22 protein-coding genes and 1 riboswitch are annotated in these 25747 nt (G+C 61.0%); of the genes, 15 read left to right on the top strand and 7 right to left on the bottom strand.

Features of this window, described 5'->3' with window-relative positions; all coding sequences use genetic code 11:
• Positions 1-49 precede the first annotated feature (49 nt).
• A complete protein-coding gene (locus F8N44_RS22180) occupies positions 50-850 on the top strand; it encodes a hypothetical protein (RefSeq protein WP_150651802.1) in 801 nt (266 codons plus the stop codon).
• Positions 851-854: 4 nt separating this feature from the next.
• On the opposite strand, the gene F8N44_RS22175 is transcribed toward F8N44_RS22180, so the two are convergent.
• The 4 genes from F8N44_RS22175 to F8N44_RS22160 form a co-directional block, all read right to left on the bottom strand.
• The gene (locus F8N44_RS22175; RefSeq protein WP_150651801.1) at positions 855-1817 is read right to left on the bottom strand and encodes a metal ABC transporter ATPase; all 963 of its coding nucleotides are present in this window, start codon (positions 1815-1817) and stop codon (positions 855-857) included.
• A 31-nt stretch (positions 1818-1848) separates the two neighbouring features.
• On the bottom strand, positions 1849-2661 hold the full coding sequence (locus F8N44_RS22170) for an aldo/keto reductase (RefSeq protein ID WP_150651800.1): 813 nt from the start codon (positions 2659-2661) through the stop codon (positions 1849-1851).
• Positions 2658-3833, bottom strand: coding sequence for an NAD(P)/FAD-dependent oxidoreductase (locus F8N44_RS22165; RefSeq protein ID WP_150651799.1), 1176 nt, complete (start codon positions 3831-3833; stop codon positions 2658-2660). The genes F8N44_RS22170 and F8N44_RS22165 overlap by 4 nt, the downstream gene beginning before the upstream one ends.
• Before the next feature lie 200 nt (positions 3834-4033).
• Positions 4034-4366, bottom strand: coding sequence for a DMT family transporter (locus F8N44_RS22160; protein WP_007915730.1), 333 nt, complete (start codon positions 4364-4366; stop codon positions 4034-4036).
• A 103-nt stretch (positions 4367-4469) separates the two neighbouring features.
• Here F8N44_RS22160 and F8N44_RS22155 point away from each other — a divergent pair, with 103 nt between their 5' ends.
• Both F8N44_RS22155 and waaA read left to right on the top strand, forming a co-directional pair.
• Positions 4470-5372: a LysR family transcriptional regulator gene (locus F8N44_RS22155; protein ID WP_191630936.1), complete on the top strand. Its 903-nt coding sequence runs from the start codon at positions 4470-4472 to the stop codon at positions 5370-5372.
• A gap of 11 nt (positions 5373-5383) precedes the next feature.
• Positions 5384-6658 (top strand): lipid IV(A) 3-deoxy-D-manno-octulosonic acid transferase, encoded by a 1275-nt coding sequence (gene waaA, locus F8N44_RS22150; RefSeq protein ID WP_150651797.1) that lies wholly within the window; start codon positions 5384-5386, stop codon positions 6656-6658.
• A gap of 90 nt (positions 6659-6748) precedes the next feature.
• Here waaA and F8N44_RS22145 read toward each other — a convergent pair whose 3' ends face one another.
• Complete coding sequence (locus tag F8N44_RS22145; protein ID WP_150651796.1) at positions 6749-8182, bottom strand: TolC family outer membrane protein; 1434 nt, start codon at positions 8180-8182, stop codon at positions 6749-6751.
• Positions 8183-8388: 206 nt separating this feature from the next.
• Positions 8389-8494, top strand: a riboswitch (TPP riboswitch).
• Positions 8495-8640: 146 nt separating this feature from the next.
• Here F8N44_RS22145 and thiC point away from each other — a divergent pair.
• Together thiC and cytX are read left to right on the top strand one after the other, a co-directional pair.
• Positions 8641-10530 (top strand): phosphomethylpyrimidine synthase ThiC, encoded by a 1890-nt coding sequence (thiC, locus tag F8N44_RS22140; RefSeq protein WP_150651795.1) that lies wholly within the window; start codon positions 8641-8643, stop codon positions 10528-10530.
• A 139-nt stretch (positions 10531-10669) separates the two neighbouring features.
• Entirely contained in the window at positions 10670-11962 is a 1293-nt protein-coding gene (cytX, locus tag F8N44_RS22135) for a putative hydroxymethylpyrimidine transporter CytX (RefSeq protein WP_150651794.1), read from the top strand.
• Here cytX and F8N44_RS22130 read toward each other — a convergent pair.
• Positions 11931-12677 (bottom strand): RsiV family protein, encoded by a 747-nt coding sequence (locus F8N44_RS22130; protein WP_150651793.1) that lies wholly within the window; start codon positions 12675-12677, stop codon positions 11931-11933. The two genes, cytX and F8N44_RS22130, sit on opposite strands and share 32 nt — an antisense overlap.
• Positions 12678-12904: 227 nt before the next feature.
• Here F8N44_RS22130 and F8N44_RS22125 point away from each other — a divergent pair, with 227 nt between their 5' ends.
• The 9 genes from F8N44_RS22125 to F8N44_RS22085 all read left to right on the top strand — a co-directional run bounded on the left by F8N44_RS22125 (position 12905) and on the right by F8N44_RS22085 (position 22412).
• Entirely contained in the window at positions 12905-13522 is a 618-nt protein-coding gene (locus tag F8N44_RS22125) for an NUDIX domain-containing protein (RefSeq protein ID WP_150651792.1), read from the top strand.
• On the top strand, positions 13513-13965 hold the full coding sequence (locus F8N44_RS22120; RefSeq protein ID WP_016985685.1) for a DUF1249 domain-containing protein: 453 nt from the start codon (positions 13513-13515) through the stop codon (positions 13963-13965). The genes F8N44_RS22125 and F8N44_RS22120 overlap by 10 nt, the downstream gene beginning before the upstream one ends.
• Positions 13966-14064: 99 nt before the next feature.
• Complete coding sequence (gene cpdA / locus F8N44_RS22115) at positions 14065-14880, top strand: 3',5'-cyclic-AMP phosphodiesterase (protein WP_150651791.1); 816 nt, start codon at positions 14065-14067, stop codon at positions 14878-14880.
• A 304-nt stretch (positions 14881-15184) separates the two neighbouring features.
• Positions 15185-15793, top strand: a complete 609-nt coding sequence (locus F8N44_RS22110) for a YqiA/YcfP family alpha/beta fold hydrolase (protein ID WP_150651790.1) — start codon at positions 15185-15187, stop codon at positions 15791-15793.
• A gap of 41 nt (positions 15794-15834) precedes the next feature.
• The gene (gene parE / locus F8N44_RS22105; protein WP_093430155.1) at positions 15835-17742 is read left to right on the top strand and encodes a DNA topoisomerase IV subunit B; all 1908 of its coding nucleotides are present in this window, start codon (positions 15835-15837) and stop codon (positions 17740-17742) included.
• Positions 17742-18731, top strand: coding sequence for an esterase-like activity of phytase family protein (locus F8N44_RS22100; protein ID WP_150651789.1), 990 nt, complete (start codon positions 17742-17744; stop codon positions 18729-18731). Before parE ends, F8N44_RS22100 begins: the two co-directional genes overlap by 1 nt.
• Positions 18728-19252 (top strand): TIGR02281 family clan AA aspartic protease, encoded by a 525-nt coding sequence (locus tag F8N44_RS22095; protein WP_053116749.1) that lies wholly within the window; start codon positions 18728-18730, stop codon positions 19250-19252. The genes F8N44_RS22100 and F8N44_RS22095 overlap by 4 nt, the downstream gene beginning before the upstream one ends.
• A gap of 7 nt (positions 19253-19259) precedes the next feature.
• Positions 19260-21524, top strand: coding sequence for a DNA topoisomerase IV subunit A (parC, locus tag F8N44_RS22090; protein ID WP_034151664.1), 2265 nt, complete (start codon positions 19260-19262; stop codon positions 21522-21524).
• A gap of 177 nt (positions 21525-21701) precedes the next feature.
• Complete coding sequence (locus tag F8N44_RS22085; protein ID WP_150651788.1) at positions 21702-22412, top strand: membrane integrity-associated transporter subunit PqiC; 711 nt, start codon at positions 21702-21704, stop codon at positions 22410-22412.
• 475 nt (positions 22413-22887) lie between these two features.
• Here the strand turns inward: F8N44_RS22085 and F8N44_RS22080 are convergent, their stop codons facing one another.
• Positions 22888-24393, bottom strand: coding sequence for an AhpA/YtjB family protein (locus F8N44_RS22080; RefSeq protein ID WP_150651787.1), 1506 nt, complete (start codon positions 24391-24393; stop codon positions 22888-22890).
• A gap of 134 nt (positions 24394-24527) precedes the next feature.
• Here F8N44_RS22080 and serB point away from each other — a divergent pair, with 134 nt between their 5' ends.
• Positions 24528-25742: a phosphoserine phosphatase SerB gene (gene serB, locus F8N44_RS22075; RefSeq protein ID WP_008079219.1), complete on the top strand. Its 1215-nt coding sequence runs from the start codon at positions 24528-24530 to the stop codon at positions 25740-25742.
• Positions 25743-25747 lie beyond the last annotated feature (5 nt).

The raw sequence follows: 25747 nt of genomic DNA, 5'->3' as shown, positions 1-25747 counted from the left end.
TGAATCCGGTTGCCAGCAGGCCCGATCTACTTTCAAAAGGTGCTGTTGAGTGTTGAAAATTGCCGTGGCTTTTTTCGGAATCCCGAGAAACTCGCAAATCTGTTTCCCTTCCATCGAGCAGAACGTGCTGGCGCAGTTGCCTGCGGGTAGCGAAGTAAAGTGCTTCTACCATCTGTACAAGATCGATGAGGTGCAGAACACGCGATCCGGCGAGAAAGGCGAACTGAAGGCGGACAACTACCAGCCATTCGAATCGATGACCGGCACACTCACCTCGACCGCAGGCGTGCTGGAGCGCTGGGATTTCGAGCAGGTCAAAGCACAGGGCGACACTTGGGCCGATGACTACGCGTCATTGCGCAACTTGATCTATCAGCTCAACTCATTGCACACCGTGACCAACATGATCGAGCCGTTCAATCCGGATTTCGTCGTGTTCGTGCGCCCGGACAATTTCTTTCACACGGCATTGCCTGGCTATGTCTTCGCTCACCCCGAGGCTCGCAAGCACAACGCTTATATTCCGGACTGGCAGTGGTGGGGCGGCTTGAACGACCGCTTTGCGGTGTGCGGGCGCGATACGTATGTCGCGTACGGCAAGCGCATCGAGCGTATTTTCGATTTCTGCAAGGCGACGGGCCGCAAGCTGCATTCCGAGCGCTTGCTCAAATATGCCCTGCAAAAGGTGGACGCCAAAGTCTGCACGCTGCCGACCCAGGCGTCTCGGGTACGTATTACCGGTGCATTCGCTGAAGAATCGTTCTCGCCCAAGCGCGGCATGGGCAAGCGCGAAAATCGCTACTTCCATTTATTTGCCGCGTTGCGTACGTGGTGGGATCGCCGCCGCTAATCCGCTATTTAGCGGTTTTTTTGCCCAGCCCGACTAATCGCAGCGCCTTGATACTCAACTGCTTGAGCCCCTGACGCGGGGCTTTCGCCGGTTGCAGGCCCTGTTGCACCAACCAGTCCTTCCAGCGAATCCGCTCTTCGCGTACAACCCAACCGGTTTGTGTGGCAAAGCTCTCGGCCAGATAAAGACCTCGGGTGCTGGCCGGTACCAGTTTGTCGCGCTTGAGTGTGTACAACTCGGCCAGTGGCGCGCCGTCCTTGAGGGGCATCAAGTACAGATCAGGGCGTTTGCGGTCGAGCCGGGCCACCAGTTGATCACCCTCCAGACGCTCGTCGACGTGGAACAGGCTCAGGGATTTGGCTTCCTTGGGCACATCCAGGCGCAAATCGTAGATCAATTGCAGTGACGCGGTCGGCAGGTGCACATAGGCCCGTGGCCGCTCCAGCAATTGCAGGTTGGCGCAGCGTATTGGCCGCGCCGAGCCGGACAACGGGGTCAGGCGAAACGGCAGGGCCTCGCGATAATGCAATGCGGCCGAATAGGGCGCTGGCAGCCAGGTGTCGTTGAAGCGTCCGCCGAGCCAGCCTTCCGGGGTTTCCAGCAAGCACTCTTCGGCAATTTCCTGAATTGCCGTGTGCAGCGGAATATTCAGTTCGTGGGCCGGCACGTAACCGGAAATCAACTTCAGCACGACGTCACCGCGATCCTGCCGGCGCTGGCGCACCAGCACCCAATAATCGCGATTCTGCCAATGCAGGGTCAGGCGCACTGAAACGCCGAGGTTGGCCAGTTCCAGCGAGAAGCGCTCGGTGTCGGCCACGCTCACTGGTTTGCGCCGCTGCAAGGTCTGCGCGAAGTTCAGCGGCATGCCGACGCTTTGGTAGGTCAGGCCTTCCGGGGTGGCTTCGACGAACAGCGGCAGGGTCTTGAAGTTGCTTGGGTTCTTTCTGATGAGCGTGCGCGGCATATCGGCTCCTGCTTAAGGCCGCGAGGCGGCGTCAGTGACCACGCAGGACCTGGGCAACGGTCGCAACGTTGTGGGCGAGGTGCAGCGGGTTGATCGTGCCGACAATAGCACTGGCTACGCCAGGCTGGGCGAACAGCAATTCGAAGCTGGCGCGTACCGGATCCACGCCCGGACTCAGACACACGTGACCGCTGGCCAGGGCTTTTTTCACCAGAATGGCTTTGCCGTGGGCAGCAGCATAGTCAATGACAGCCTTCTCGTTTTGTTCGTTCAGATTGTAGGTGACCATTGCGCAGTCGCCTTGCTCCAGAGCTTTCAAACCACCTTCGACGGTTTTGCCGGAGAAACCGAAGCCGCGAATCTTGCCTTCGGCCTTGAGCGCCGCGAGTGTCGCGTAAACCTCTTCGTGCTCGAGGATCGCCATGTCGTTGCCGTCGGAATGCACCAGCACCAGGTCAATAAAATCGGTTTCAAGACGTTGCAGGCTGCGTTCCACCGACATCCGCGTGTGCGCTGCGCTGAAGTCGTGATGCGAGAGACCTTCGGCGAACTCTTCGCCGACCTTGCTGACGATTACCCAGTCTTGACGCTGGCCGCGTAGCAGCGGGCCGAGGCGTTCTTCGCTGCGACCATAGGCCGGGGCGGTGTCGATCAGGTTGATGCCCAGATCGCGTGCCTGCCGCAGCAGCATCCGCGCTTCATCGTCGCCGGGAATCTGAAAACCGTTGGGATATTTCACCCCTTGGTCGCGGCCGAGTTTGACCGTGCCCAGGCCCAGTGGCGAAACCGTCAGGCCGGTGCTGCCCAGCGGGCGATGAAAGTCATGCAGGCTGGCAATGGTCATGGCAGCAGTTGCTCCCAGGCGGGAATGCCCATCGGTGGTTTTGGCAGGGCCGGCAACGGTTCGCTGGCGTGCGGCTGGATACCGTCGCGCTCCAGTGAGGCAATCACGCGATCGGCGAAGTCCGGCGCCAGCGCCAGTTTGGTCGGCCAGCCGACCAGCAAGCGGCCCTGTTCGGCGAGAAATGCGTTGTCCGGGCGGCTCAGCCCGGTTTGCAGCGGCTCGGCACGATCAACGCGCAGGGTCGCCCATTGCGTGGTGCTGAGGTCGATCCACGGCAATAACTGGGCGATTTCCTTTTGCGCGGTGGCGATCTGCTCGGCCGGCTCGCGGTGCACGCCTTCGCTTTCGGCGATGTCGCCGCCCATGTACCAGACCCACTGACCGTCAGCGGCCGGGTGGGTGGTTACGGTGATGCGCGGTTTGGTGCCGCCACCCAGGCAGTGGGCGTACAGCGGTTTCAGGCCCGGGCCTTTGGCGATGATCATGTGCAGCGGGCGGCGTTGCATGGCCGGCTGGCTCAAGCCGAGGTCTTCCAGCAGTTGAGCAGTGCCGGCGCCGGCGCTGAGGACGATGCGCTGAGCGCGAATCTCGCGGCCGTCGACCTTCAAGCCGACCAGCACGCCCGCTTCCAGCAACGGCTCGATGGTCTGCCCGGCGAGCAGGCCATCGCCGGCCAGATCGGCCAGACGCTGTACCAGGCTCGGCACATCAACGACGAGTTCGGCGAGGCGGTAGACCTTGCCCTTGAAGCGTTTGTCTTGCAGGGCCGGCGGCAGCTGCTCGCCCTTGACCTGATCAACGCGACCACGCACGGCCTTACTGGCGAAGAAACTGGTGAGGTTGCCGGCGAGGGTGCCCGGCGACCACAGATAGTGAGCTTCGGAGAGCAGGCGCACGCCGGACAGATCCAGCTCGCCATTGCCGGCCAGCGCTTCACGCCAGCGGCGCGGCATGTCGGCGATGGCTTCCGAGGCGCCGGTCAGTGCACCGTGCAGCGCGTACTTGGCGCCGCCGTGGATGATGCCCTGGGACTTCACAGTCTGCCCGCCGCCGAGGCTGGCGCTTTCCACCAACACGGTCGAAAAACCCTGACGACGCAGACGCGCATTCAGCCAGAGGCCGGCGACACCAGCGCCGACAATCAGAACGTCGGTGGAAATAACGGATGGCATGCAGCGACCTCAGTGTTCAAGACGAGGGCGCAGTATACAGACTCGGGAAAGCGCGGGATTTGTCGATGATCAACAGGTTGAACGCAGAACCAAATGTGGGAGCGAGCTTGCTCGCGAAGAGGGTGTGTCAGGTAGCAATCATGCGTCTGACGAACCGCTTTCGCGAGCAAGCTCGCTCCCACAGGAATTGTGGTTGGATTTTAGTGCCCGGCAGTTTTCGAGAACAGTTGAATCACCACCACGCCGAGCACGATCAACGCCATCCCCAGCATCGCCGGGATATCCAATTTCTGTCCGTAGATGAACAGTGCCGCCACGCTGACCATCACAATGCCCATCCCTGCCCAGACTGCATAGGCGACGCCGACCGGAACGGTGCGCACCACCAGTGTCAGCATCCAGAACGCAATCGCGTAGCCGACGATAACCAGCACCAGTGGCAGCGGCGTGCTGATGCCTTTGACGGCTTTCATCGACACGGTGGCGATCACTTCGGCGCAGATGGCAATGGCCAGGTAGGCGTAGGCGTTCATGGTTCAAATCCTCATATGAAACGTTGCTTGCTGAGGCGGCATTCTAGTGATTCGCCAGATGGGGTAAAGTCATTACCTATCTGTTCTGAAGATGGGTTGGCGAATCAGCATGCAGTGGAATCTGGATCAACTTCGGGTGTTTGTCGACGTCGCCGAACATGGCTCGTTTTCCGCCGTGGCGCGGCAGCAGCGCAAAGCGCAGTCGGCGATCAGCAGCGCGATTGCCATGCTCGAAGATGATTTGGGCGTGAGCCTGTTCGAGCGTAGCAGCGGCCGCCAGCCAACGCTCACCGAGGCGGGCGAGGCGCTGTTGGAAGAGGCGCGTGAAGTCTTGCGCCAATGTGAGCGTCTGAATGGCCGGGCGATGGCGATGATGCGCGGCCAGGAAGCGCAACTGCGCGTGGCCCAGGATGAGGCGATGCCGTATCAGGCGCTGGTGGAAAGTTTCGGTGAACTGGCCGAGCAATTCCCCAGTCTTGAAGTGCAACTGACCAGCGCCGCGCAAGGCGAGGTCGCGCACAAACTGGTCGAGCGTCGCGCCGACCTTGGCCTGCTGTTTTATCACGACGAAATCCCTGAAGCGCTGGAGCGCCGCGTGCTCGGCAGCGTCGAAATGGTCACGGTGTGCGGCATCAATCATCCGCTGGCGCAGCAGTCTTATGTCACCTGCCAGCAACTGGCCCAACACCGGCAATTGTTGATGTCGACACAAACCAGCGTCTATCCCGGCAACGAGCCGGCCAGCCCGCAGGTGTGGCGCGCGGACAGTTTCTACGTCATGTCCGAATGGCTGGTGCGCGATCTCGGCTGGGCTTGGTTACCACGGCATGTGGTGCAGTACTCGGCGTATCAAGGTTTGATGGTTGAATTGGACAGTGAGTGGACGCCGCCGGCGCTGGTGGTGGAACTGGTCTGGCGCCGCGACGAGCCACTCGGCCCGGCCGCGCGTTGGCTGGCCGAACGTTTTGCCGTGCACTTGCGCGCGATCAGCGGCAAAAGCCGATAAACTCCGCCGCCATGAATAGAACTCTGTACACCGCGCTGTTTTACCTGGGGCTGCCATTGGTGGCGATTCGGCTGTGGCTGCGAGCGCGCAAGGCGCCGGCGTATGCCAAGCGGATTGGCGAACGCTTCTCCTACGGCATGCCGACGCTGCAACCCGGCGGCATCTGGGTGCACGCGGTGTCGGTGGGCGAAAGCATTGCTGCGGCGCCGATGATCCGCGCCTTGCTGCAACGCTATCCACAGTTGCCGATCACCGTGACCTGCATGACGCCGACCGGTTCGGAGCGCATTCAGGCGCTGTTCGCCAACGAGCCGCGCATCCAGCATTGCTATTTGCCCTACGACTTGCCGTGTGCGGCGGCGCGGTTTCTTGATCGCGTGCAGCCAAAGCTCGCGGTGATCATGGAAACCGAACTGTGGCCCAACCACATTCATCAGTGCGCCAAGCGGGGAATCCCGGTGGCGCTGGCCAACGGGCGCTTGTCCGAGCGTTCCGCACGCGGCTATGGCCGCTTCAGCAAACTCACCGCGCCGATGCTCGCCGAAATGAGTTTATTCGCCGTACAGACCGAAGCAGAAGCCCAGCGCTTCCGTAATCTCGGCGCGCGTGCGGAGACAGTCGAAGTCACCGGTTCGATCAAGTTCGACCTGACCATCGACCCGCAATTGCTGCAACGCGCCGCTGAACTGCGCGGGCAGTGGCAGGCGCTGGAGCGCCCAGTGTGGATCGCCGCCAGCACCCACGAAGGTGAGGACGAAGTGGTGCTCGATGCCCACCGTCGCTTGCTGGCCAATCACCCGGATGCGTTGCTGATCCTGGTGCCACGTCACCCGGAACGCTTCAACTCGGTGTTCGAACTGTGTCAGCGCGAAGGCTTTGCCACGGTTCGGCGCTCGACCGAAGCCAATGTCGATGCGCAGACGTCGGTGCTGCTCGGCGACACCATGGGCGAGTTGCTGTTTCTCTATGCCTTGGCGGACAGCGCATTTGTCGGCGGCAGTCTGGTGGCCAACGGTGGGCACAACCTGCTGGAGCCGGCAGCACTGGCGAAACCGGTGATCAGTGGCCCACACCTGTTCAACTTCCTCGACATCGCCGCGCAATTGCGTGAAGCCGGGGCGTTGGCGGAAGTGGATGATGCCGAAGGGCTGGCGGTGGAGGTGCAACGCTTGTTCGAATTGCCGCGTGATGCGCAGCGTATGGCCGAGGCCGGGCTGGCGGTGATGCGCCGCAACCAGGGCGCGTTGCAGCGTTTGCTGGATGGTTTGGGCCGATTGATCAAGTAAAGCAAAAAGATCGCAGCCTTCGGCAGCTCCTACATTGGAATACGTTTCCTGTAGGAGCTGCCGAAGGCTGCGATCTTTTGTTTTTAAGGCTTAAGGGCGGGCCTTGAGCTGCGCCTCGGCAGCCTTGGCCAGATCCGGCGGGAGGAAATCCTTGTCCGGGTTGTAGTCAGCCTTCAGATACCGCCGCAGATCCTCCAGATCACCCGGGTTCAACGTCCCCGCTGCCTGCTTCAAACGCAGATTGTCGAGAATGTAGTCGTAGCGCGTGTTGTTGTAATTGCGCACCGAGGTGTATAGCTGCCGCTGCGCATCGAGCACGTCAACGATGTTGCGCGTACCGACCTGATAACCGATTTCCGTGGCTTCCACTGCGCTCTGGTTGGAGATGATCGACTGTCGGCGCGCCTGCACCTGCTCGACGTCGGTGTTCACCGCACGGTGCAGATTGCGGGTGCTTTCGACGATCTGCCGACGCAGGGATTCGCGCTGTTGTTCGCTCTGATTCAGTTGCTCATACGACTGGCGCACCTGCGAGCTGGTCAGCCCGCCGCTGTAGATCGGGATGTTCAGTTGCAAGCCGACTGTGCTTTGCTCGACGTTGTCACGGTATGGCACACCGAAAGCGTTCGGGTTGGAAAAACCGAGGGCGTCGTTGTCACCCTTTTCGTATTTGGCCACGGCATCGAGGGTCGGCAAATGGCCGGCCTTGCGCTGCTTGAGGGTCTGCTCGGCGGAGCTGACCGCGTAGTTGCTGGCAAGCAGATTGAGGTTCTGCCGCGCTGCCGTGTCGACCCAGGACTTCGCATCGTTTGGCGCCGGCGGCAGGATCGGCAGCGTATGGACGATGCCCTGAATCGAGTTGTACTGACGGTTGGTCAGGGTGATCAGCGCTTCAAACGCATCATCGACCTGACGCTGGGCGACAATTCGGTTGGCCCGCGCGGTGTCGTAACTGGCTTGCGATTGCAGCACGTCGGTCTTGTCCGACAGGCCGACGTCGAAGCGCTCGTTGGACTGATCGAGCTGGCGTTTGAACGCGGCTTCTTCAGCCTTGGTCGAGGCGAGGTTGTCCTGGCTGCGCAGCACGTTGAAATAGCTTTCGGCTGATTGCAGGATCAGGTTCTGCTCGGTCGCTGACAGTTGCAGCGCGGCTTGCTCGTTGACGTCCTTCGCGGCCTGGTACTGGAACCAGCGATCGGCGCGGAACAATGGCTGGGCCAGGGTCGCCTGATACGAGTGTGCGCTGCGATTGGCAGTGGCCGAGGGTTGATCGATCGATGTGCGCACATTGGCCACTTCGGCACCGCCCGACAGGTTCGGCAGCAACCCGGCGCGGGCCTGTGGCACTACTTCTTTCTGCGCACCGTACTGAGCGCGAGCGGCGGCGAGGTCGGCGTTGTTGTCGACCGCTTCCTGATAGACGCTGACCAGATCGGTTTTGGTCGACAAGGGCGCTTCTGCTGCCCAGGCCATTGCGTTGGACGCACAAGACACGGCAACAGCCAGTGAGAGTTTGCGCAGCATGAGGCGATCCCTAGCATTAATATTATGGAAGTAATCCGGGCGCCAAAGGTAAGGCGCAGGCTCCGCAGCGTCAAGGCATGGCAGGGCAAAGCGAGTGTAGTTGCGCATTTGCCTCACAACAATCGGCCAAGCCCCTGTATTTATGCCATTCATCATGGTGTTTGCTGCGGTGTTGGCGTTCTTTGCCGGTTGTGTCTAGACTGGCCGGGTTCTTGTCGGGGTGCCTTGCTATGAGGCTGAGATCGAATAATTTCGGATCCCGTTGAACCTGATCAGGTTAGCGCCTGCGTAGGGAACAAGATTTCTCGTCACCCGGCGAGTCCTCTTGTGCTTCGTCCGGGAAATTGTTCGACAATCGAACGCTCGACGACGATGCACAGCACCGGTCCTGGTGCGTCCGTGCCTTTCAGGTTCTGCTCCGACAATCCACTGCCTGGATGCTGTCTGGAGAGCCCGTGATGACTACAAAATCAAAAAACGCGATCAACCTGAGTGACTCGGCCAAGGTCGACGAACAATCGGTCAAGCCGTTCACCCGTTCGCAAAAAGTCTACGTTCAGGGCTCGCGCCCGGACATCCTCGTGCCGATGCGCGAAATCACCCTCGATGTGACGCCGACCGACTTCGGCGGCGAAATCAACGCGCCGGTCACTGTCTACGACACCTCGGGCCCGTACACCGATCCGAACGTGGTCATCGACGTGCGCAAAGGCCTGGCCGATGTGCGTTCGGCGTGGATCGACGACCGTGGCGACACCGAGCGCCTGGCCGGCCTGAGCTCCAACTTCGGTCGCGAGCGCCTTGCTGATCCGGAACTGACCAAGCTGCGCTTTGCCCACGTCAACAACCCGCGCCGCGCCAAGCCCGGCGCCAACGTCACGCAAATGCACTATGCGCGTCAGGGCATCATCACGCCCGAGATGGAGTTCGTCGCCATCCGCGAAAACATGAAACTTGAAGTGGCCCGCGCCGCCGGCCTGCTCGACCAGCAACACCCGGGTCACAGCTTCGGCGCCAGCGTGCCGAAAATCATCACCCCTGAATTCGTGCGTGACGAGATCGCTCGTGGCCGCGCGATCATTCCGGCCAACATCAACCACACCGAACTGGAACCGATGATCATCGGCCGTAACTTCCTGGTGAAGATCAACGGCAACATCGGCAACAGCGCGCTGGGTTCGTCCATCGAAGAAGAAGTGGCGAAACTGACCTGGGGCATTCGCTGGGGTGCGGACAACATCATGGACTTGTCCACCGGCAAGCACATTCACGAAACCCGCGAGTGGATCATCCGCAACTCGCCGGTGCCGATCGGCACAGTGCCGATCTATCAGGCCCTGGAAAAAGTCGGCGGCGCGGCCGAAGACCTGACCTGGGAGCTGTTCCGCGACACGCTGATCGAGCAGGCCGAGCAGGGCGTCGACTACTTCACCATTCACGCCGGTGTGTTGCTGCGCTATGTGCCGCTGACCGCCAAACGTGTGACCGGTATCGTTTCCCGTGGCGGCTCGATCATGGCCAAGTGGTGCCTGGCGCATCACAAGGAAAACTTCGCCTACACGCATTTCGAAGAAATCTGCGAAATCATGAAAGCCTATGACGTCAGTTTCTCGCTGGGTGATGGCTTGCGTCCGGGGTCGATTGCCGACGCCAACGATGCCGCTCAATTCGGCGAACTGGAAACCCTCGGCGAACTGACCAAAATCGCCTGGAAACACGACGTGCAAACCATGATCGAAGGCCCGGGCCACGTGCCGATGCAGTTGATCAAAGAGAACATGGACAAGCAGCTCGAGTGCTGCGACGAGGCGCCGTTCTACACCCTCGGCCCGCTGACCACTGACATCGCGCCGGGCTACGACCACATCACCTCGGGTATCGGTGCGGCGATGATCGGCTGGTTCGGTTGCGCGATGCTTTGCTACGTGACGCCGAAGGAGCACTTGGGTCTGCCGAACAAGGATGACGTGAAGACCGGGATCATCACCTACAAGATTGCTGCCCACGCAGCGGACTTGGCCAAAGGGCATCCGGGCGCACAGATTCGCGATAACGCCTTGAGCAAGGCGCGCTTCGAATTCCGTTGGGAAGACCAGTTCAATCTTGGTCTGGATCCGGACACCGCGCGTTCGTATCACGATGAAACCCTGCCGAAGGATTCGGCCAAGGTCGCGCACTTCTGTTCGATGTGCGGGCCGAAATTCTGCTCGATGAAGATCACGCAGGAAGTCCGCGAGTACGCGGCCAACCAGCGGATCGACGCGGTCGACGTGGACGTCGCCCAAGGCCTGGCGGAACAGGCCGAGCGCTTCAAGAAGGAAGGCAGTCAGCTGTACAAAAAGGTTTGATCTGACCTGAAAGGGTGGGCCTGCAAGGGCCCCTTCGCGAGCAGGCTCGCTCCCACTTTGGAATGCATTCAAGTGTGGGAGCGAGCCTGCTCGCGAATGCGATCAACACAACAACAAATGTCCCTCTGAGATAACACCCTTGAGCATTCAACCCAGCACCTATTCCCCCGACCTCGCCGTGCCCGCCGACAAGCGTGTATTCGGCGGTCGCGATCTGTTTTCCCTGTGGTTCTCCCTCGGCATCGGCCTGATGGTTTTGCAGACTGGCGCATTGCTCGCGCCCGGCCTGGGCCTGTCCGGTTCGCTGCTGGCGATTTTCCTTGGCACGCTGGTCGGCGTACTGTTGCTGGCCGCCGTTGGCGTGATCGGCAGCGATACCGGCCTGTCGTCGATGGCCGCGCTGAAACTCAGCCTGGGCAGCAAAGGCGCGAGCCTGCCGGCGCTGCTCAATCTGCTGCAACTGATCGGTTGGGGCTCGTTCGAAATTATCGTCATGCGCGATGCCGCCAGCCTGCTCGGCACCCGTGCGTTCAGCGAGGGTTCGCTGTGGTCGAACCCGCTGTTGTGGACGCTGTTTTTCGGCGCTCTGGCGACGCTGCTCGCGGTGAGCGGGCCGCTGACCTTTGTGCGGCAGATTCTGCGCAAGTGGGGCATCTGGCTGCTGCTGGCGGCGTGCCTGTGGCTGACCTGGAACCTGTTTGCCAAAGCCGATCTGGCCGATCTCTGGTCGCGCGCCGGTGACGGTTCGATGCCTTTTGCCGTGGGTTTCGACATCGCTATTGCGATGCCACTTTCGTGGCTGCCGCTGATCGCCGATTACTCGCGATTCGGCAAGCGTGCGAAGAACGTTTTCGGTGGCACCGCTTTGGGTTTCTTCATCGGCAATTTCTGGCTGATGAGCCTCGGCGTCGCCTACACCCTGGCCTTCGCGCCGAGCGGTGAAGTCAACGCGCTGTTGCTGGCTCTGGCTGGTGCCGGTCTGGGCATTCCGCTGCTGCTGATTCTGCTCGATGAGTCGGAAAATGCCTTCGCCGACATTCACTCGGCAGCGGTATCAAGCGGGATTCTGTTGCGCCTGAAAGTCGAGCATCTGGCCTTGGCCATCGGCGTGATCTGCACGCTGATCGCACTGCTGGCGCCGTTGGCGCAGTACCAGAATTTCCTGCTGTTGATCGGTTCGGTGTTTGCGCCGCTGTTCGGCGTGGTGCTGGTCGATCACTTCATCCTGCGCAAGCGCAGTGCTCAAGTCGCGTCGGCCGCATTGCGCTGGCCGGCGCTGTTGGCGTGGCTGGGTGGCGTGAGCACCTACCACTTGCTGGCGAATCTGTATCCGGATGTCGGCGCAACCCTGCCGGCGCTGGTGCTGGCAGGGCTGTTGCAGCTAGTGCTGGGCCGGGCCTTCAGTTACGGCCGGGAAACAGCTCAGGCTTGAGAATGCCGTTCAGACGCGGATAAGGGATCTTCAGTTCGATGTGGCCCAGCGCGTAAGGCGCAATGGTGGTCACGTCGTACTTGAGGATCACGCCGCCATAGGTCAGCGCCACGTTCGGGGTTTTCACGAACGGCCAGTTCGCCACGAACTCCGGCTCCTGATCGAGCTTGGTGCTGATCAGCCAGCTGTTGTGCGCCACCTGCGCCGCCTTCCAGAACGCCTCTTCCTGCCCCGGCAGCAACATGTCGGACAGGTTCAGCACCTTGTGCTGCTGGCGCGAATAGTTGATGAAGCCGCGACCCGGTGTGCCATGGGCGCCGCCGGTATCCAGGTAGCTCGACACCTCAATGATCACCAAGCCGTCATGCTGCTCACGTACTTTTGCTTGCAGGTAGCTGCTGTTGTGCGGGCCGGCACTGGCCAGGAACTGATCGCGATAGGCCGCCAGAGTCGGCGCTACCGGGGCGTTCTTCTCGGTGCGGGTCATTTGCAGCAGGCGTTTTTCGATGATGCCGTCCAGCGCAGGTTCGGCCGGGAAGCGCAGGGTGTCGATGTTCACCAGCGGGCAGTCAGGGTTGGAACATCCAGGCTTAAGCTGTTCCGATGTATCGCGGGTGGTTTCCAGCGGCGTACGGTAATTGGGCTGGAACAGGCTGGCGCACGCGCCCAGAGTCAGGGCGATGGCGGCCACGGAGGCAATTTTGAAAAGCGACATGGGCGTCCTTTCGAAAGCAGGGGAAGGCAAAAAGTTACCGCTTCGACTCTCAACGAAGCAGTCAGTTCGCCACTAAGCTAATTAGAGTGGGTTTCGCCTCCACCGTCCATCCCGCTGACGGTAAAGGGGCTGCATCAAACCGTTCGGGCGCGTTAGGATGGCGCGAAGTCGAGGTTGCCAGTCACCAAAAGCAACTTCGTAATGGATGTGCAGTAAAGAGGATGCTTATGACTGATTTTGCCAATGCCATTCCGACCACCGTCGACGTCGTGCGGCGCGAACGCTGCTATGAGGGCTTCTACAAGCTCGACCGTTTGCACCTGCGCCACGAATTGTTCGCCGGGGGCATGAGCCGCGAGATCAATCGTGAAGTGTTCGTGCGCCACGATGCCGTGTGCATGCTGCCGTACGATCCGCAACGCGACGAAGTGGTGTTGATCGAACAGTTCCGCGTCGGCGCCATGGGCAAGACCGATAACCCGTGGCTGGTCGAACTGGTCGCTGGTCTGATCGACAAAGAAGAAGTGCCGGAAGAAGTTGCTCACCGCGAAGCGCAGGAGGAAGCTGGTCTGGACATCAAGGCCTTGTGGCCGATGACCAAGTATTTCCCGTCGCCGGGCGGCAGCAACGAGTTCGTGCATTTGTATCTGGGGCGTTGCAGCACCGAAGGCGTTGGCGGCCTGCATGGCCTGGAAGAAGAGGCAGAAGATATCCGAGTCACGGTCTGGGCCTTTGAAGATGCCTTGCAGGCCGTCCGTGACGGACGCATTGCCAACGCGGCGAGCATCATCGCCTTGCAGTGGCTGGCGCTCAATCGCGCCGAAGTGAGGGGGTTATGGTCGTAAACAAGTTGCGCGATCGCTATCGAGTCGACCTCGTGGGGCTGCAAGCCGCTTGCGAGGCCAACTACGCGCGCCTGATGCGACTGCTACCGGACATGCGCAACGAGCCCGAGGCGCGGCGCATCGCCGTGACCCAAGGCGAGCAGATGCTCGGCGTGCTGGCCCTTGAAGTGCTGCAAACCTGCCCGTACACCACCACTTTGCAGGTGCGTCAGGAACACAGCCTGCCATGGCTGCCAGTGCCGCAACTGGAAGTGCAGGTCTATCACGACGCACGCATGGCCGAAGTGGTCAGCGCCGAACATGCACGACGCTTTCGCGGCATCTATCCTTACCCGAACGCGGCCATGCATCAGCCAGATGAAAAGGCCCAGCTCAATCTGTTCCTGGGGGAATGGCTGAGTCATTGCCTGGCGTTGGGGCATGAGTACGAAGTCGTACGCTAGTTGTGAACTGTGTCCGGTTCGGCGGTTTCCTCTTTCACTGATCCCCCAGCATAATTGCGGCACTTGATCGATTCCGTGCTTTTGCCTTGGGAGAGCGCCTTGCCGAGCGTATCTACGTTGACCACCGCCGATGCGGCGCTGCTGGTGCAGTTGTCCGACAGCCATCTGTTCGCCGAGGCGGACGGCACACTGCTGGGCATGAACACCCGCGAGAGCCTGCAAAAGGTCATCGAACTGGCGTTGGCGCAGCAGCCGCAGATCGACCTGATGCTGGCCACGGGCGATATCTCGCAGGACGGCACGCTGGAGTCGTATCAGCAGTTTCGCCAGATGAGCGCACAGATCGATGCGCCGGCGCGCTGGATTCCCGGCAATCACGACGAACCGACGATCATGGCCCAGGCCGCCGTGCAGAGCACGCTGCTGGAGCCTGTGGTGGATATCGGCAACTGGCGGGTGACGCTGCTGGATTCGGCAGTGCCGGGCTCGGTGCCGGGGTATCTGCAGGACGATCAACTGCAACTGCTGGCCCGCTCGCTGAGCGAAGCGCCGGAACGCCATCATCTGGTGTGCTTTCACCATCATCCGGTGCCGATCGGGTGTGCGTGGGCAGAGCCTATCGGCCTGCGCAATCCAGACGCGTTTTTCGAAGTGCTGGATCGTTTTCCACAGGCTCGCGCGGTGTTGTGGGGGCATGTGCATCAGGCGTTTGATCGCGAGCGCAATGGTGTGCGGTTGATGGCTTCGCCTTCGACGTGCATTCAGTTCGAGCCGGGGAGTGAGGATTTCAAGGTGGGGGAGCAGGCGCCGGGGTATCGGTGGTTGCGGTTGTTGCCGGATGGGCGGTTGGAAACCGGTGTTGAACGTGTCACCGGTTTCGCCTACACAGTCGATTACGGCTCCAACGGTTATTGAGCGACAAATCAAAACCCTCATCGGAACGCCGCCCGCCCAGCCCTCTCCCAGAGGGAGAGGGGGCCGACCGAGGTGTCTTTCGCTATCCATCGACCTGTAACAGCGTTGTCGATTATGGATTCACAGCACAGCGTTCAGGTCGATGTAGTTCGCAAATATCCCCCATTCGGTCCCCTCTCCCTCCGGGAGAGGGCTAGGGTGAGGGCAGCCCGTGCTGTCACACCAAATTATCGAGCCCACCCCCCAATCCGCTCTTCTCTCCCTGTAAACTCCGCAAACCCAAACCGACACCCAGGGAGCTCAAATGTCCGGTTCGATCCTCTATATCCACGGTTTCAACAGCGCCCCGGCCTCGAAAAAGGCCTGTCAGCTGGTCTCCGTGATGGAGCAACTGGGTTTGAGCGACAAACTGCGTGTCCCGGCCCTGCATCACCATCCGCGCGAAGCCATCGGTCAGTTGGAGCAGGCAATCGAGGAGCTGGGCAGCCCGCTGCTGGTGGGAAGCTCCCTCGGCGGCTACTATGCGACTCACCTGGCCGAGCGCCATGGCCTGAAAGCCTTGCTGGTGAACCCGGCGGTCAGCCCGCACCGGATGTTCGACGGCTATCTGGGCACGCAGAAAAACCTGTATACCGATGAAACCTGGGAACTGACCCACGACCACGTCACGGCGCTGGCCGAACTGGAAGTGCCGGCGCCTCGGGATGCGCAGCGTTATCAGGTGTGGTTGCAGACCGGCGATGAAACACTGGATTATCGCCTCGCCCAACAGTATTACCGCGCCTGTGCCTTGCGCATTCAGGCCGGTGGCGACCATGGATTTCAGGGTTTTGCCGGGCAATTGCCGGCGTTGTTGAGTTTTGCCGGCATTGGCGCCGATGTGTATCAGGCAATCGATTTCACCGCACTGTGAAGTCTTGCCCCTATTTCATGAATGACTGACGACGAGACCCTATGGCCACTCCCAGCGCTAGCTCTTATAACGCCGACGCCATCGAAGTCCTCTCGGGCCTCGACCCGGTGCGCAAACGCCCCGGCATGTACACCGACACCAGTCGGCCGAACCACCTCGCCCAGGAAGTCATCGACAACAGTGTCGACGAAGCCTTGGCGGGCCACGCCAGATCGGTGCAGGTCATCCTGCACGCCGACCACTCGCTGGAAGTCAGCGACGACGGCCGTGGCATGCCGGTCGACATCCACCCGGAAGAGGGTGTGTCTGGCGTCGAGCTGATCCTCACCAAGCTCCACGCGGGCGGCAAGTTCTCCAACAAGAACTACCAGTTCTCCGGCGGTTTGCACGGCGTAGGTATTTCCGTGGTCAACGCCTTGTCGACCGAAGTGCGCGTACGCGTCAAGCGTGACGGCAACGAATACCAGATGACTTTCAACGACGGCTTCAAAGCCTCCGAGCTGGAAATCGTCGGCACCGTCGGCAAGCGCAACACCGGCACCAGCGTGTACTTCGCGCCGGATCCGAAATACTTCGACTCACCGAAATTCTCCATCAGTCGCCTCAAGCATGTGCTCAAGGCCAAGGCTGTGTTGTGCCCGGGGCTGTTGGTCAGTTTCGAAGACAAAGGCACCGGCGAGAAAGTCGAGTGGCACTACGAGGACGGCCTGCGCTCGTATCTGGTCGACGCCGTCAGCGAATTCGAACGCCTGCCGAACGAGCCGTTCTGCGGCGCGTTCGCCGGTAACAAAGAAGCGGTCGACTGGGCGCTGCTGTGGTTGCCGGAAGGTGGCGACGCGGTGCAGGAAAGCTACGTCAACCTGATCCCGACGGCGCAGGGCGGTACCCACGTCAACGGTTTGCGTCAGGGCCTGCTCGACGCGATGCGCGAGTTCTGTGAGTTCCGCAGCCTGCTGCCGCGCGGTGTGAAGCTGGCGCCGGAAGACGTCTGGGAGCGCATCGCTTTCGTCCTGTCGATGAAAATGCAGGAGCCGCAATTCTCCGGCCAGACCAAAGAACGTCTGTCGTCCCGTGAAGCGGCGGCGTTTGTCTCTGGTGTGGTCAAGGACGCGTTCAGTCTGTGGCTCAACGCCAACCCGGAAACCGGTCTGGCGCTGGCCGAACTGGCGATCAACAACGCCGGTCGCCGCCTGAAAGCGAGCAAAAAAGTCGAGCGCAAACGCGTTACTCAGGGCCCAGCGCTGCCGGGCAAACTGGCGGACTGCGCCGGGCAGGATCCGATGCGTTCCGAACTGTTCCTGGTCGAAGGTGATTCCGCCGGCGGTTCCGCCAAGCAAGCGCGGGACAAGGAATTCCAGGCGATCCTGCCGTTGCGCGGCAAGATCCTCAACACCTGGGAAGTCGACGGCAGCGAAGTGCTGGCCAGCCAGGAAGTGCACAACATCGCCGTGGCCATCGGTGTCGATCCGGGCGCCGCAGACATGAGCCAGTTGCGTTACGGCAAGATCTGCATCCTCGCCGACGCCGACTCCGACGGTCTGCACATTGCCACGCTGCTCTGCGCGTTGTTCGTCCAGCATTTCCGCCCGTTGGTGGATGCCGGTCACGTTTACGTGGCCATGCCGCCGCTGTACCGCATCGACTTGGGCAAAGAGATCTACTACGCCCTCGACGAAGCCGAGCGTGACGGCATCCTCGATCGTCTGGTCGCCGAAAAGAAGCGCGGCAAACCACAGGTCACCCGATTCAAAGGTCTGGGTGAAATGAACCCGCCGCAGCTGCGTGAAACCACCATGGACCCGAACACTCGGCGTCTGGTGCAACTGACGCTGGGTGAAGACTTCGCCGAAACCTCGGAAATGATGGACATGCTGCTGGCGAAGAAACGCGCCGGTGACCGCAAGACCTGGCTCGAATCCAAAGGTAACCTCGCCGAGGTGCTGGCCTGATGCGGTTTGGCTGGGCCTTGGCGGGTGCGTTGCTGCTGAGTGCAATGAATGTGTCGGCCGAGCCGTTGCAGGAGTTGCGCGTGCTCTCCGGGCACCCGGTCGAAGGCATGCGCGGCGGTAACCTGTCGGGGCTGGCCATGTGTGGCGGCGAGTTGTGGACGGTGTCGGACCGTGATGACGATCAGATCTATCGGCTCAATACCGCCGATCAGGTCTGGCAGGCCGAAGCGTTGCACATCGACGTACCGCTGGTGCCTGAGACCGGTTTGCCGTGGGGGTTGCGCTCGCGCAATTGGGCCGCGTCGTTCGTGCGCGGTGGCGATCTGGATTTCGAGGGCATCAGCTGCGACAGCGCCGGCAATCGCTACATTGTCAGCGAGGGCCATGCGGCGGTCTTGCAGGTGCCCGTCAGCGGCCCGGTCAACTGGCTGAAGATCTCGCCGATGATGGTTCGCGAAGCGCGGGCCAGCGGCATGCTCCTGCATTTCAATGCGATCTTCGAAGGCCTGGCGATCAGCCCGGCGGGCGATCAGATGTGGCTTGCCGCCGAGCGGCAAAGCCGTGGCTTGCTGCTGATCAAGCGCCAGCAGACGGTGTGGGATTGCGACGGTCGTTGCGTGCTGCTCAGCGAGGGCGGCAAGGAAATGCAGCCACCGCAGTTCCCGAAGGCCAGAGCGGTCGACCGAGACTTTTCCGACCTTTCGTTGTTTAACGGCAAATTGTTTACCCTTGAGCGCAACGCCTTCCAGATTTGTCGGCGTGATGCGCAGACCGCCAAGGTCGAGCGTTGCTGGTCGTACGCCGCTGAACTGTTGCAGGCCAACCGCCGTTACTCGCAGAACTTCGGGTTGGAAGAGGCGCTGATCGTTGACGCTGAGGGTGCATGGGTCGGCGTCGACAACAATTTCGGCCCGCGGGCCGACGGTGAGGTTCGCCCGATCGTCTGGCGCTTCGCCGCGCCTGACGGTGGCTGGAGCGCCAAGCCATGAGTCAGCAACCGCCGGGCAAGCGCGCCGGTCGGGTGCTGATGATTCTGGCGTGGTGCGCGGCACTGTTTCTGGCCACACGGTTTTTCGGCCAGTGGGAGCAACGCCAGCAGAATCCGAACGTAGTCGTCAGCTCGGAGCAGGGCGAAGGTTTTATCGAAGTTAAGCTGGCCGGCAACGCCCAAGGGCATTTTGTCGCCAGCGGCCAGATCAACGGCGAACCGGTGGAGTTCATGCTCGACACCGGCGCAACCGATGTAGCGATCCCGGCGGATCTGGCCAAGCGTTTGAAGCTGGAAGAAGGTTTCGGTGTGACCCTGAGCACGGCCAACGGCCTGAGCCAGGGCTATCGGACCAAAATTGCCCGCCTGCAACTGGGCGACATCGTGCTGCGGGACGTCCGCGCACTGGTGGCGCCGGGACTGCATGGCGATCAGGTGTTGCTCGGCATGAGCGCCCTGAACAAACTTGAATTTACTCAGCGCGGTGGCACCATGCTGCTGCGCCAGACAACGAACCGATGAGGCCTGCATGAGCAACCCCCTTGATCTCAGCCTGGACGGTGTAGAACGCCGCTCGCTGGCCGACTTCACCGAAAGTGCCTACCTCAACTACTCCATGTACGTGATCATGGACCGTGCCTTGCCGCATATCGGCGACGGCCTGAAACCGGTACAGCGTCGCATCATTTATGCGATGAGCGAGTTGGGCCTGGACGCCGATTCCAAGCACAAGAAGTCGGCGCGTACCGTCGGTGACGTGCTCGGCAAGTTTCACCCGCACGGCGACTCGGCGTGCTACGAAGCAATGGTGCTGATGGCCCAGCCGTTCAGCTATCGCTACACGCTGGTAGACGGCCAGGGTAACTGGGGTGCGCCGGACGATCCGAAGTCCTTCGCCGCCATGCGTTACACCGAAGCACGCTTGTCGCGTTATTCCGAAGTGCTGCTCAGCGAACTGGGCCAGGGCACTGCCGACTGGGGGCCGAACTTCGACGGCACCCTGCAGGAGCCGCTGGTGCTGCCGGCGCGCCTGCCGAATATCCTGCTCAACGGCACCACCGGTATCGCCGTAGGCATGGCCACCGACGTGCCGCCGCACAACCTGCGCGAAGTCGCGACCGCGTGCGTGCGTCTGCTCGATGAGCCGAAAGCCACGGTCGAGCAGCTCTGCGAACACATTCAGGGCCCGGACTATCCGACCGAAGCGGAAATCATCACGCCGCGCGCCGACCTGCTGAAAATGTACGAAACCGGCAAGGGCTCGGTGCGCATGCGCGCCGTGTACCACGTCGAGGACGGCGACATCATCGTCACCGCGCTGCCGCATCAGGTTTCGGGTGCCAAAGTGCTGGAGCAGATCGCCGCGCTGATGCAAGCGAAACCGTCGAAAGCCCCGCAGATCGCTGACCTGCGTGACGAATCCGACCACGAAAACCCGTGCCGCATCGTGATCATTCCGGTCAACAGCCGCGTCGATCACGAAGCGCTGATGCAGCACCTGTTCGCCAGCACCGAGCTGGAGTCGACCTACCGGGTCAACGTCAACATCATCGGTCTGGACGGCAAGCCGCAGCTGAAAAACCTGCGGGCCTTGCTGGTCGAGTGGCTGGAATTCCGCGTGCTGACCGTGCGTCGCCGCCTGCAATTCCGCCTCGACAAGGTCGAACGTCGCCTGCACCTGTTGGACGGTTTGTTGATTGCCTACCTCAACCTGGATGAAGTGATCCACATCATCCGCACCGAGGAACACCCGAAAGCCAAGCTGATCGAGCGTTTCGCCCTCAGCGAGATTCAGGCCGACTACATCCTCGACACCCGTCTGCGTCAGTTGGCGCGACTGGAAGAAATGAAGCTGCGCGACGAGCAGGACGAACTGCTCAAGGAACAAGCCAAGCTGCAAGCCCTGCTGGGCAGCGAAGCCAAGTTGAAAAAACTGGTGCGCACCGAGCTGATCAAAGACGCCGAAACCTATGGCGACGACCGCCGTTCGCCAATCGTCGAGCGCACCGAAGCCAAAGCGTTGACCGAACACGATCTGCTGCCGAACGAGAAAGTCACCGTCGTCCTCTCGGAAAAAGGCTGGATCCGTTCGGCCAAAGGTCACGACATCGACGCGACCGGCCTGTCGTACAAGGCTGGCGACGGCTTCAAGACCTCGGCGGCGGGGCGCTCCAACCAGTCTGCCGTGGTGATCGACTCCACCGGCCGCAGCTATTCGGTTGCTGCGCATACGCTGCCGTCGGCGCGTGGCCAGGGCGAACCGTTGACCGGTCGTCTGACTCCGCCACCGGGCGCTTCGTTTGAATGCGTGCTGATGCCGGAAGACGACGCGTTGTACGTGATCGCCTCCGACGCCGGTTACGGTTTTGTGGTTAAAGGCGAAGACCTGCAAGCCAAGAACAAGGCCGGTAAAGCCCTGTTGAGCCTGCCGAACAATGCCAAGGTGATCGCGCCACGTCCGGTTGCCGATCGTGAGCACAACTGGCTGGCCTCGGTCACGACCGAAGGTCGCCTGCTGATCTTCAAAATCAGTGATCTGCCACAATTAGGGAAGGGCAAAGGCAACAAGATCATCGGTATTTCCGGTGAGCGTGTGGCCAGTCGCGAAGAATATGTCACGGACATCGCCGTACTTCCGGAAGGCGCCACTTTGGTGTTGCAGGCCGGAAAACGCACCTTGTCGCTGAAGGCCGACGACCTCGAACACTACAAAGGTGAGCGTGGACGTCGTGGCAATAAGCTGCCGAGGGGCTTCCAGAGAGTGGATGCGCTGCTCGTCGAAAACCTCAATTAGGCGTCCTAGAGAGCTCGATCCACGATTTAACGCGTAGATCGACGCTTTGGCGCTGGAGTCGGAACGCATATTCACGGATGATATGGCCTTTCCAAGCGCCGGCGTGGCTGAGCGTTCTTCATATTTATTGAGTATTTTCACTGTGGTCAGCCTTGTGGCGGCCACCTGGACGGGATGATGACTGCTCTGCGCCCCCTTATTTTCCTGCTCGCCGGCGTTTTGGGCCTGGCGGGTTGCAGCGTTCACCAGCCGGTGTCGCTGTATCAACTGGACAGCGGAAGTCCGGTTCAGCCTGCGCAAAGCGCAGGCATGGCGGTTTTGTTGGGTCCGGTAGTCGTAGCTGATTACCTGCAACGTGAGACATTGCTGCAACGTCAACCGGACGGCAGTCTGCAAGCGGCGACCGACGGTCGTTGGGCTGGCAGCCTTTCGTCGGATATCGATCAGTTGCTGATGCGCCAGGTGGCGGGTCATCTGGACAGCCAACGTGTGGTGCTGGCACCGGCTACCGGTGGGTTTACCCCGGATGTGCAGGTGTTGTTGACCATCACGCGTCTGGACTCCGGTCAGAAACAACCGGCGATCCTTGATGCGCAATGGCGTCTGATCGACCGTCGTGGTCAGGTGCGTGATAACCGCATCGTTCATCTGCAGGAGCTGCATGCCGGCAGTACGGCGTCGCAGGTGCAGGCGCAGGGGATCTTGTTGCAGCGTCTGGCCGAGCAATTGTCGGTGGCGTTGAAACCGTTGGCCAATCAGCCGCCGGTGGCCGAAGCACCGCGTAAATCGGCACCGAAACCGGCAGCGCCAGCGGCAGAAGCCGAGAAGCAGCCGAAGATACCGATGGCATCGCCGATTCGTACCGATATGGAAGTGTTCCGCTTCTAAGCTGGATCGAGTCAGAACAGAGCCCGCCTTGTGCGGGCTTTGTTGTGTCTGGGGTTCTGCGTGAAAGATCAAAAGCCCCTCACCCCAGCCCTCTCCCCGAGGGAGAGGGAGCCGACCCAGGTGTCTGGCGCTATGCATCGACCTGAAAGAGCTTGGCGATTATGGATTCCGTAGGGCAGGGGCAGGTCGGTGTGGCTCTGGAATATCCCCGGGTCAGTCCCCTCTCCCGGAAGGAAAGGGGACTGACCGAGGTGTCTGGCGCTATACATCGACCTGCAAGCGCTTGGCGGTTATGGATTCAAAGCAGGACGTGCAGGTCGGTGTATTCCGGCAATATCCCCGGATCGGTTCCCTCTCCCTTTGGGAGAGGGCTAGGCGGGCGGCGTTCCGATGAGGGGCTCTTAAGGCCTCACACCCACAAAAAAGCCCGCAGACAATCACTCGTCTGCGGGCTTCTGTGTTTCAGGCCCAAGGCTTACGCCCGACGCTCATGCATCCGCGCCAGCTGCCGCTCCAGCATCGACGGATAAGGCTCCATCAACCGCTCGACGCAGCAAGCACCCTCAGGGCTGGCAATCGGACGGATCCGCGCACGCTGGCGGATCAGCGCATCGTCACCGATCTTGCGTTCAACCAGCAGCAGATTGCGGCTGTGTTGTGACAGAGCCAATGCATCCTGCGCCGAATCGGTCAGCAACAGATCAATCTGGCTCAGACCAAACAGCTCATCACCCAAGGTCAGGCCCAACTGCAATTGCAAGGTAATGCCACTGTCCGCGACTTCAATCTGCAACTGATGACCCAGCGCCCGCAGCAACTCGCCGCAGCAGATTGCATTGGTCAGGTAATCGTCGCCGCTGTCTTCGGTGTGGAACAGCATCAGCGTACTGCCATCGTTCAGGGTTTCGATTTCGCCCTGATACAACGAAGCGGCTTGATCGAGGCAGTCGCGATAGCGCTCCTGCAACTCTTCCAGGCGTGCCCGTGGCAAGCGGCGCAGTTGCTCCTGAGAACCCAGTTGCACGGCCAGTACGGCGGTGTGCTGCGGCACGCTTGGAGACGGTTGGCGGACGACGGGTTGTGGTGCGTCATTGAGCGACTCGTCGCGCAGGTCGGCGAAGGCGTCATCGTCATCATCGTCTTCGACGGTGCTGACCAGATGTCGCGGCGCCGGCTTCTGCGCGGCCATCGGACGGGTTTCGTCGAAACTCGGATCACGCAAGTTGCGCACCTCGAACTCCGGCTCGTCTTCTTCGTCCTCAAACTCAGGCTCCGGTTCAGGAGCAGGCTCCGGCGCGTAATTGGCGTGCAGCTGACGCGCGAGATCGCCGATTTCATCCTGACGATCGATGCCCGGCGTGTGTTCGTCGATGCGGCGCAACCAGACGCGCAATTGCAGCAGCGGCGTCGACAGGTAGCGGCCCATGCGCAGGCTCAGGGCCAGCGACAGTGCCAACAGAATACCGCTGAGAATGCCCATGCTTTGCAGGCTGATGGTCATCGGCTGCTGGAACTGATCCATGTCCAGGCTGATGCGCAGTTGCCCGGCAGTCACGTCCTGAAAAGTGATCTTGCTCTCGTACATGCCTTCGGCTTCGCCCAGCAGGCTGTGCTTGGGCCGCTGACCGGACTCGGCGAGGATGCGGTTATCCACGCTGTAGATCGCCGCGTGGGCCACCAGTTTGTTCTTGGTCAGGTTGTTGAGCAGCACGTTGAGGCTGAGGATGTCGTTGGACACCAACAGCTCGGTGGCCGAGGTCGCGGTCTGCGTGGTCAGGCTTTCGCCCAGCGCATCGGCTTGCTGGTGCATGGCCTGCTTGAATTGCAAACCCATCACGCCGGCATAGATCACCAGGGCCAGAGCGACCAGGATCACGTTATGGCTGGCAATGCGCAATGCAATCGGTACACGGCGATGGCGCAGTGCACGGAAGATCAGCAGGAAGAAGTTATCGGTTTTAACTGGCGTGGGCCGGTTCACTGAGCTCGGCTCTTTTGTCCGTGAAGTTGACGCGCAGTATAGCGACAGGCCCTAGACCGGCAAAGCGCTCGCGGTGCCCGATGGTCACTGAAAGTGGGTAGAATGCGGTTTTTTTCCAGTTGCGGGGGTGCGCGTTGCGCGAAATCGTCCTGATTAACATCACGGGAGTCGACCGTCCGGGTCTGACGGCAGCCATTACCGGTGTTCTGGCACAGGGTGGTGTGAACATTCTCGACATCGGTCAGGCCGTTATTCACGACACCCTGTCGTTCGGCATTCTGGTTGAAATTCCCGATTCGGAGCAGGGTAAATCCGTGCTCAAGGATATCCTGTTCAAGGGCTACGAGCTCGACCAGCAGGTGCGCTTCACCCCGGTGTCCGAAGAGGACTACCAGCAATGGGTGGGCAATCAGGGCAAGAAGCGCCACATCGTCACCCTGCTGACCCGCAAAGTGACCGCCGGCCAATTGCAGGCCGTCAGCTCGATTACCGCCAAATATGGCTTGAACATCGATCACATCGACCGTCTGTCGGGTCGTATGCCGCTGGACACCCCGGCGGACAAAGGCAAGGGCTGCATCGAGTTCTCCGTACGTGGCGAAGCGGCTGATCCGCAGGCGCTGCGTGCCGAATTCCTTAGCGTTGCCCAAGAGCTGAATGTCGACATCGCCTTCCAGGAAGATTCGCTGTTCCGTCGCAACCGTCGTCTGGCGGTGTTCGATATGGACTCGACGCTGATCGAGGCCGAGGTTATCGACGAACTGGCCAAGGCTGCCGGAGTTGGCGAACAAGTCTCCGAAATCACTGAGCGGGCCATGGCCGGCGAACTGGATTTCCGCGCCAGCTTCAAAGAACGTCTGGCCTTGCTTAAAGGTCTGGATGTCAGCGTGCTGGATTCGATCGGTGCCTCGCTGCGTCTGACCGAGGGCGCCGAAACGCTGTTCGCCGAACTCAAGCGGTTGGGTTACAAGACCGCGATCCTGTCCGGCGGCTTCACCTATTTCGCCAAGCAATTGCAGGCCAAACTCGGCATCGACTACGTGTTCGCCAACGAGCTGGAAGTGGTCGACGGCAAGTGCACCGGCGTGGCGATCGAGCCGATTGTCGATGCGCAGCGCAAGGCTGATCTGTTGAAAGAGCTGGCGCACAAGGAAGGTTTGCGTCTGGAGCAGACCATCGCGGTCGGCGACGGTGCGAATGATCTGCCGATGCTGGCAATTGCCGGGCTGGGCGTGGCGTTCCGCGCCAAGCCATTGGTCAAACAGTCGGCGAAGCAGGCGATCTCGACGTTGGGTCTGGATGGCGTGCTGTATCTGCTGGGCTTTCGCGATCGTGATGGGCAGCTCTGAGATCT

It is taken from the genome of Pseudomonas fluorescens, from assembly GCF_902497745.1.
Classification (GTDB): Bacteria; Pseudomonadota; Gammaproteobacteria; order Pseudomonadales; family Pseudomonadaceae; genus Aquipseudomonas; species Aquipseudomonas fluorescens_BM.
Note: the sequence above shows the minus strand (reverse complement) of the source record. Positions and strands in the feature narration are given on the sequence as shown.

Bases quoted from the DNA above. Each gene is read 5' to 3' on its own strand.
- F8N44_RS22175 (WP_150651801.1), bottom strand. From the start codon at position 1,817: ATGCCGCGCACGCTCATCAGAAAGAACCCAAGCAACTTCAAGACCCTG.
- F8N44_RS22170 (WP_150651800.1), bottom strand. From the start codon at position 2,661: ATGACCATTGCCAGCCTGCATGACTTTCATCGCCCGCTGGGCAGCACC.
- F8N44_RS22165 (WP_150651799.1), bottom strand. From the start codon at position 3,833: ATGCCATCCGTTATTTCCACCGACGTTCTGATTGTCGGCGCTGGTGTC.
- F8N44_RS22160 (WP_007915730.1), bottom strand. From the start codon at position 4,366: ATGAACGCCTACGCCTACCTGGCCATTGCCATCTGCGCCGAAGTGATC.
- waaA (WP_150651797.1), top strand. From the start codon at position 5,384: ATGAATAGAACTCTGTACACCGCGCTGTTTTACCTGGGGCTGCCATTG.
- F8N44_RS22145 (WP_150651796.1), bottom strand. From the start codon at position 8,182: ATGCTGCGCAAACTCTCACTGGCTGTTGCCGTGTCTTGTGCGTCCAAC.
- thiC (WP_150651795.1), top strand. From the start codon at position 8,641: ATGACTACAAAATCAAAAAACGCGATCAACCTGAGTGACTCGGCCAAG.
- F8N44_RS22130 (WP_150651793.1), bottom strand. From the start codon at position 12,677: ATGTCGCTTTTCAAAATTGCCTCCGTGGCCGCCATCGCCCTGACTCTG.
- F8N44_RS22125 (WP_150651792.1), top strand. From the start codon at position 12,905: ATGACTGATTTTGCCAATGCCATTCCGACCACCGTCGACGTCGTGCGG.
- F8N44_RS22120 (WP_016985685.1), top strand. From the start codon at position 13,513: ATGGTCGTAAACAAGTTGCGCGATCGCTATCGAGTCGACCTCGTGGGG.
- F8N44_RS22110 (WP_150651790.1), top strand. From the start codon at position 15,185: ATGTCCGGTTCGATCCTCTATATCCACGGTTTCAACAGCGCCCCGGCC.
- parE (WP_093430155.1), top strand. From the start codon at position 15,835: ATGGCCACTCCCAGCGCTAGCTCTTATAACGCCGACGCCATCGAAGTC.
- F8N44_RS22100 (WP_150651789.1), top strand. From the start codon at position 17,742: ATGCGGTTTGGCTGGGCCTTGGCGGGTGCGTTGCTGCTGAGTGCAATG.
- F8N44_RS22095 (WP_053116749.1), top strand. From the start codon at position 18,728: ATGAGTCAGCAACCGCCGGGCAAGCGCGCCGGTCGGGTGCTGATGATT.
- parC (WP_034151664.1), top strand. From the start codon at position 19,260: ATGAGCAACCCCCTTGATCTCAGCCTGGACGGTGTAGAACGCCGCTCG.
- F8N44_RS22085 (WP_150651788.1), top strand. From the start codon at position 21,702: ATGACTGCTCTGCGCCCCCTTATTTTCCTGCTCGCCGGCGTTTTGGGC.